This window comes from Streptomyces atriruber (genome assembly GCF_001418325.1).
Taxonomy (GTDB): domain Bacteria; phylum Actinomycetota; class Actinomycetes; order Streptomycetales; family Streptomycetaceae; genus Streptomyces; species Streptomyces atriruber.
In genome coordinates this window covers 1-7,202 of sequence record NZ_LIPN01000046.1, presented here as the reverse complement: position 1 = coordinate 7,202, position 7,202 = coordinate 1, and the positions used below count along the sequence as shown (strand labels likewise).

2 protein-coding genes and 1 pseudogene are annotated in these 7,202 nt (G+C 71.5%); 1 reads left to right on the top strand and 2 read right to left on the bottom strand.

Translation table 11 applies throughout. The annotated features are described in order from the left end of the window. Positions 1-3,447 (top strand): multifunctional oxoglutarate decarboxylase/oxoglutarate dehydrogenase thiamine pyrophosphate-binding subunit/dihydrolipoyllysine-residue succinyltransferase subunit (locus AOK03_RS05445; protein ID WP_055564011.1); only part of this gene is annotated, 3,447 nt, incomplete at its 5' end. Positions 3,448-3,527: 80 nt separating this feature from the next. Here AOK03_RS05445 and fxsT read toward each other — a convergent pair. Continuing rightward, entirely contained in the window at positions 3,528-6,404 is a 2,877-nt protein-coding gene (gene fxsT, locus AOK03_RS05440) for an FxSxx-COOH system tetratricopeptide repeat protein (protein ID WP_055564010.1), read from the bottom strand. 81 nt (positions 6,405-6,485) lie between these two features. Beyond that, positions 6,486-7,202: pseudogene (locus AOK03_RS05435) on the bottom strand (FxsB family cyclophane-forming radical SAM/SPASM peptide maturase); the annotation flags it as partial.

Here is a 7,202-nt window from a genome sequence, read left to right as displayed (position 1 = left end):
GCCCCGGCCCCCGCGGCCAAGCCCGCCGCCGCGAAGCCCGCCGCCGCCAAGCCCGCGCCCGCGACGGAGGCCCCCGCCGGTCCCGAGTACGTGACGCTGCGCGGCCCGAGCGCCGCCGTCGCGAAGAACATGAACGCCTCGATCGAGGTCCCGACGGCGACGTCGGTCCGCGCGGTCCCGGTGAAGCTGCTCTTCGACAACCGCATCGTCATCAACAACCACCTCAAGCGCGCCCGCGGCGGGAAGATCTCCTTCACGCACCTCATCGGGTACGCGATGGTGCAGGCCATCAAGGCCATGCCGTCGATGAACTACTCCTTCGTCGAGAAGGACGGCAAGCCGACCCTGGTCAAGCCGGAGCACGTCAACTTCGGCCTCGCCATCGACCTGGTGAAGCCCAACGGCGACCGCCAGCTGGTCGTCGCGGGCATCAAGAAGGCCGAGACGCTGAACTTCTTCGAGTTCTGGCAGGCCTACGAGGACATCGTCCGCCGCGCCCGTGACGGCAAGCTGGGCATGGACGACTTCACCGGCGTGACGGTCTCCCTGACCAACCCCGGCGGCCTCGGCACCGTCCACTCGGTCCCGCGTCTGATGCCCGGCCAGTCGGTCATCATGGGCGTCGGCTCCATGGACTACCCCGCGGAGTTCCAGGGCACCTCCCAGGACACCCTGAACAAGCTCGGCATCTCGAAGGTCATGACGCTCACGTCGACCTACGACCACCGGGTCATCCAGGGCGCCGCCTCCGGCGAGTTCCTGCGGATCGTCGCGAACCTCCTCCTCGGCGAGCAGGACTTCTACGACGAGATCTTCAAGGCGCTCCGGATCCCCTACGAGCCGGTCCGCTGGCTCAAGGACATCGACGCCTCGCACGACGACGACGTCACGAAGGCCGCCCGCGTCTTCGAGCTGATCCACTCCTACCGCGTCCGCGGCCACGTCATGGCCGACACGGACCCGCTGGAGTACAAGCAGCGCAAGCACCCCGACCTGGACATCACCGAGCACGGCCTCACCCTGTGGGACCTGGAGCGGGAGTTCGCGGTCGGCGGCTTCGCCGGCAAGTCGATGATGAAGCTGCGCGACGTCCTCGGCGTGCTGCGCGACTCGTACTGCCGCACCACCGGCGTCGAGTTCATGCACATCCAGGACCCGAAGCAGCGCAAGTGGCTGCAGGACCGCATCGAGCGGACCCACGCCACCAAGCCCGAGCGCGAGGAGCAGCTGCGCATCCTGCGCAGGCTGAACTCCGCGGAGGCCTTCGAGACCTTCCTGCAGACGAAGTACGTCGGCCAGAAGCGCTTCTCCCTGGAGGGCGGCGAGTCCGTCATCCCGCTGCTCGACGCCGTGCTCGACAGCGCCGCCGAGTCGCGCCTGGACGAGGTCGTCATCGGCATGGCCCACCGCGGCCGCCTGAACGTCCTCGCCAACATCGTCGGCAAGTCGTACGCCCAGATCTTCCGCGAGTTCGAGGGCAACATGGACCCCAAGTCCATGCACGGCTCCGGCGACGTGAAGTACCACCTGGGCGCCGAGGGCACCTTCACCGGCCTGGACGGCGAGCAGATCAAGGTCTCGCTTGCCGCCAACCCGTCCCACCTGGAGACGGTCGACCCGGTCATCGAGGGCATCGTCCGCGCCAAGCAGGACATCATCAACAAGGGCGGCACGGACTTCACGGTCCTGCCCGTCGCCCTGCACGGTGACGCGGCCTTCGCGGGCCAGGGTGTGGTCGCCGAGACGCTCAACATGTCGCAGCTGCGCGGCTACCGCACGGGCGGCACGGTCCACATCGTCATCAACAACCAGGTCGGCTTCACCGCCGCCCCGGAGTCGTCGCGCTCCTCCATGTACGCCACCGACGTGGCCCGCATGATCGAGGCGCCGATCTTCCACGTGAACGGCGACGACCCCGAGGCCGTCGTCCGCGTTGCCCGCCTTGCCTTCGAGTTCCGGCAGGCGTTCAACAAGGACGTCGTCATCGACCTCATCTGCTACCGCCGCCGCGGTCACAACGAGTCGGACAACCCGGCGTTCACGCAGCCGCTGATGTACGACCTGATCGACAAGAAGCGCTCGGTGCGCAAGCTCTACACCGAGTCCCTCATCGGTCGCGGCGACATCACCCTGGAAGAGGCCGAGCAGGCGCTGCAGGACTTCCAGGGCCAGCTGGAGAAGGTCTTCACCGAGGTCCGCGAGGCCGTCTCGCAGCCCGCGCAGGCCGAGGTGCCCTCGCCGCAGGCCGAGTTCCCGGTGCACGTCGAGACCGCGATCTCCCAGGAGGTCGTCAAGCGGATCGCCGAGTCCCAGGTCAACATCCCCGACCGGGTCACCGTCCACCCGCGTCTGCTGCCGCAACTGCAGCGCCGCGCGACGATGGTCGAAGAGGGCACGATCGACTGGGGCATGGGCGAGACCCTCGCCATCGGCTCGCTGCTCCTGGAGGGCACCCCGGTCCGCCTGTCGGGCCAGGACTCCCGCCGCGGCACGTTCGGCCAGCGCCACGCGGTCCTCATCGACCGCGCGACGGGCGAGGACTACACGCCGCTGATGTACCTCTCCGAGGAGCAGGCGCGCTACAACGTCTACGACTCGCTGCTCTCCGAGTACGCGGTGATGGGCTTCGAGTACGGCTACTCGCTGGCCCGCCCCGAGTCCCTCGTCATGTGGGAAGCGCAGTTCGGTGACTTCGTCAACGGCGCGCAGACGGTGGTGGACGAGTACATCTCCGCCGCCGAGCAGAAGTGGAACCAGCACTCCGGTGTCACCCTGCTCCTGCCGCACGGCTACGAGGGCCAGGGCCCGGACCACTCGTCCGCCCGCATCGAGCGCTTCCTGCAGCTGTGCGCGCAGAACAACATGACGGTCGCGATGCCGACCCTCCCGTCGAACTACTTCCACCTCCTGCGGTGGCAGGTGCACAACCCGCACCACAAGCCGCTGGTGGTCTTCACCCCGAAGTCGATGCTGCGCCTCAAGGCGGCGGCCTCGAAGACGGAGGAGTTCACGACGGGCGGCTTCCGCCCGGTCATCGGCGACAGCCACGTCGACCCGTCGGCGGTCCGCAAGGTCGTCTTCTGCGCGGGCAAGCTGTACTACGACCTGGAGGCCGAGCGGCAGAAGCGCGGCGCCGACGACACGGCCCTCATCCGCATCGAGCGCCTGTACCCGCTGCCGGGTGCGGAGCTCCAGGCGGAGATCGCCAAGTACCCGAACGCCGAGAAGTACCTGTGGGCGCAGGAGGAGCCGGCGAACCAGGGCGCATGGCCCTTCATCGCCCTCAACCTCATCGACCACCTGGACCTGGCCGTCGGCGCGGACATCCCGCACGGCGAGCGCCTGCGCCGCATCTCGCGGCCGCACGGCTCGTCCCCGGCGGTCGGTTCGGCCAAGCGTCACCAGGCCGAGCAGGAGCAGCTGATCAGCGAGGTCTTCGAGGCCTAGGCCCCGGAGGTCTCACGCGAGTGGGCCCGGCCCCGAGTCTTCCGACTCGGGGCCGGGCCCACCGGCGTGTGCGGGGTCCGTCAGATCGGCTGGGGCTCGAAGTCCCAGTGCGGGACGCCGCCCGTGAGCAGGCCGGTGCCGAGTGTGAGGACCGACCGGAGGTCGCGGGTGAGGACGTGGGACTCGCCCACGGTGCGGACGGACCACTCGGCGGCGGGCCGCGCGATGGCCGCCGCGCCGTCGGTTTCCCCGGCCAGAAGGAGCGTGATGGCGCCGTTGAGGGCGCAGGCCAGCGCCCACGGGTGTCCCGGCCCCACCGCCTGCTCCATCTCCACCATGACCCGCCCGGACAGGGCGAGCGCCGCGTCCACCTCGCCCGCGTCCCGCAGCAGCCCCACCACGTTGTCCCGGGCTCCCACGGCGTACGGATGGGACCGCCCGAGCTGGTCCGTGTACGCCTCGGCGGTGCGCTCGGCCAGTTCGCGCGCCTCGGCGGCGCGGCCCAGCTGGCGCAGGAGCATGGCGTAGTCGCAGGAGATCATGAGCGAGTCGGGGTGGCGCTCGCCGCGCCTGCGCAGCACCTTCTCGTACACCCGGCCCATCCCCTCCTGTGCGGCCGCCAGGTCGCCGGAGCGCCGGTCGCAGAGGGCGAGGTTGTGCTCGGCGTACAGCGTCTGGCTGTGGCGGTGGTCCAGGACCTGCGCGTGCAGCCGGGAGTTGTGGCCCTGGATCTGCCGCGCCTCGGCGTAGTCGCCGAGGAGGCGCAGCATCCAGGCGGTGCGCAGCGCGGAGTGCAGCGTCAGCGGATTCTTGCCGCCCAGGAGCTGGACGCGGTCCTCCAGGATCCTGCGGTGCAGGGCGAGGGCGTCTCCGTAGTGCCCCTGGAGGCCGAGGGCGACGGCGAGGTTGCTGCGCAGGCTGAGGGTGCGGGGCACGCTCTCGCCGCCCAGCTCGGCCGACGCCTGGCTCGCGGCCTCCTCGAAGAGCTCGCGCGCCTCGTCGTAGCGCCCCATCGCCATGAGGGTGCCCGCGAGGCCGTCCTTGGCGCGGATCACCTCGATGGGGCGGGCGCCGCCCCCGGCGACGAGACGGTCCAGGATGTCGCGGCCCACGGCCTCGGCCTCGGCGCTGCGGCCGAGGCTGCGCAACATGTTGGCGTGCTGGTGGACGGCGACGAGCACGGCGCGGTCGGTGGGTCCCGAGGCGGCGCGCCAGTGCCGCACGGCCTCACTGCTGAGCCACCGGCCTTCCTCCTCCTCGCCCCGCATGCGCAGGTACTCGATGCAGTTGAGGACCAGTTCGCGCACGTCGTCGTCGGTGGAGGCGAGGGCGCCGGACGGCTCCAGGTGCGGGATCAGTTCGGCGTACCGCGCCCAGTTGGCGCGGGAGCCGGGGTCGCGCGGGTCGGCGGTGACCAGGACCTTGCGGGCGGCCTCCGAGTAGCGCGTGCGGTCGTGCGGGGACTGGATGCCGACGACGTAGCGGTGGAAGAGGCGGTGCATGCGCAGGGTGCTGACGCGCTGGATGTCCATCCGCCCCGGCTCGTACTCGACGCGCATGGAGGTGATCTCGGAGAGCCTGCGCAGGGCCGTGTTCCAGCTGCTCGGCTCCGACACCAGCTCGGCGAGGGGGCGCGGCAGGTCGCCGCGGCGCGCGGTCTGCAGGAGGCGGACCGGCACCACGTCCGGGGAGAAGCAGGCGAGGAGGTTCAGGAGCTGCCAGGCCGTCGCGGCGCCCTCGCGCAGGGTGTTGAGGGTCTTGGCCCAGGCGACCTGGAAGGACTCGGGATAGTCGCGGGACTCCACGACGCCGAAGCGGTCGGGCCTGCCGCCGCGGATGTCCTTGATGTAGCCGGGCACGTCGGCGGTCGGGGTGACGTCGAGCCAGGCGGCCATCTGGTCGAGGAGCAGCGGCATGTCCTCGACGGCCTCGGCGAGGCGCTCGGCGTCCTCCTCGGCGAGCCGGGCGGCCCTGCGGCCGACGAAGGCGACGCTCTCGGCGCGCTCGAAGGGCGGGACCGGCACGGCCGCCTCGGTGTGCGCGGCCCAGTCGGCGCTGAGCGTGGTCACCAGGACGTGGCCGCGCCCTTCCGGGATGAGGTCGAGCACCTTGTCGGGCGCCTCCGCGCCGTCCAGGACGAGCAGCCAGGGGCGTGCCGTGCGGGTCAGCTCGCGGCGTACGGCGTCGATGACCGTGTCGAGCTGCCCGGACACCTCGATGCCGAGCCGGGGCGCGAGGGCCGCGAACTGCTCGCGCGGGGTGATGCGGCCCGCGGCGGTGACCCACCACACGATGTCGTAGTCCCCGGCGAACCGGTGGACGTACTCCAGGGCCAGCTGGGTCTTGCCCATGCCGCCGGGGCCGTGCAGGGCGAGCGCGCAGCCCTCGCCGCCCGCCGCCGCGAACGTGTCGTGGACGGTCTCCAGGAGCCGGGTGCGGCCGGTGAAGCGGCGGTTGCGGCGCTGGGCGTTCCACACCTCGGGCAGGTCGTCGGGGAAACGGGGGCCCGGGGCGAGGGCGACGAGGGTCATCGGGGCGGCGATGCCCGCGCACTCCAGGACGCGGCTGCGGGCCGCCTCGGGGCGCAGGCCGCGCAGTTCGACGGGGGCCAGCGCGATCACCGCGTCGGGCAGCGCCTTGGCGGTGATGCTGACGGCGGCGATCCGGTCGCGGTGCGCGGGCAGCACCTCGCGCAGGGCGGCGGCCCACGCCTCGAAGCGTTCGGTGCCGAGCTTCTCGTACCAGTCGTCGATGAGCAGCAGGATGCGACCGGGGCCGTCGAGGAGGTCGGTGAGGGCGTCGGGGGTGGGCGGGCGCTGCAGCGGGTTCCAGCGCACCAGGGTGGTGCCGCGGCCCGCGGCGCGGATCTGGTGCTCGATCCACTTGGCCCAGGACTCGCTCTGGCCCGCGAAGACCACGGTGACGTGGGGGCGCTCTGCGTCCTGCGGTCCGGTCATGCGCGGCCTCCTTGTCCGGTGAAGTGGTGGTGGAACTGGCACGTGAGTGCACGGGGAACTCAATTGTGCGCCAAAGAGGCGTCAGGGTAGCCGAGTTGACACCTCTGATCGGGATGTGACGGTGGCAAGGCGGTCCGCCATGTGCCGGACGAGGCGTTCCAGGTCGGCGCAGTAGACGCTGGGGTGCAGGAATCCGCTGCCCGGTGCGTAGCGGTGGACGTAGTTGCCGCCGCCGCAGACCCGGACGACGGGGCAGCCGCGGCATTCCTCTGCCCTTCCCTCCAGGCCGAGTTGGCGGGCGGCGATGCCGGGATGGCGCAGGGCCTCGTCGAAGCCGTGCCGGAAGACGTCCAGGCCCGTGGCGGGGGCGCCGGGATAGGCGGACTTCAACGAGTCGACCTGCTCGATCGCGCCGTCCGTGTCGACGACGACCGCCGCGAGCGGCGACAGGCCGACGGCCTCGGCGGTGCTGGGCAGGCCGAGCAGCAGGGCCGCGATCTCCCGGAAGAGCCGGACGCGGGTGCGCAGCCCGCCCGCGTCCCACCAGGCGTCGAAGACGGCGGCGAGCCAGTCGCCGTAGGGGGTGGGGCGGGGCCGGTACCGGCCGGGCCGCTCCTCGCGGGCGGTGCCGGGCGGCGGCGCGCCCCAGTGGGCGTGCGGCAGCAGGAAGTCGACGCCCGGCGGGCGCAGTTCGAGCAGCGACTCATACACGTCCAGGGGGTCGGCTGTGACGTCGATGGTGCAGAGGATTCCGGCGTACGGGGCCGGGTGCGCGGCGAGGAGCCGGGCGGCCGCCGC

Excerpts from the sequence above, each read along its gene's own strand:
- fxsT (WP_055564010.1), bottom strand. The coding sequence starts at position 6,404 with ATGACCGGACCGCAGGACGCAGAGCGCCCCCACGTCACCGTGGTCTTC.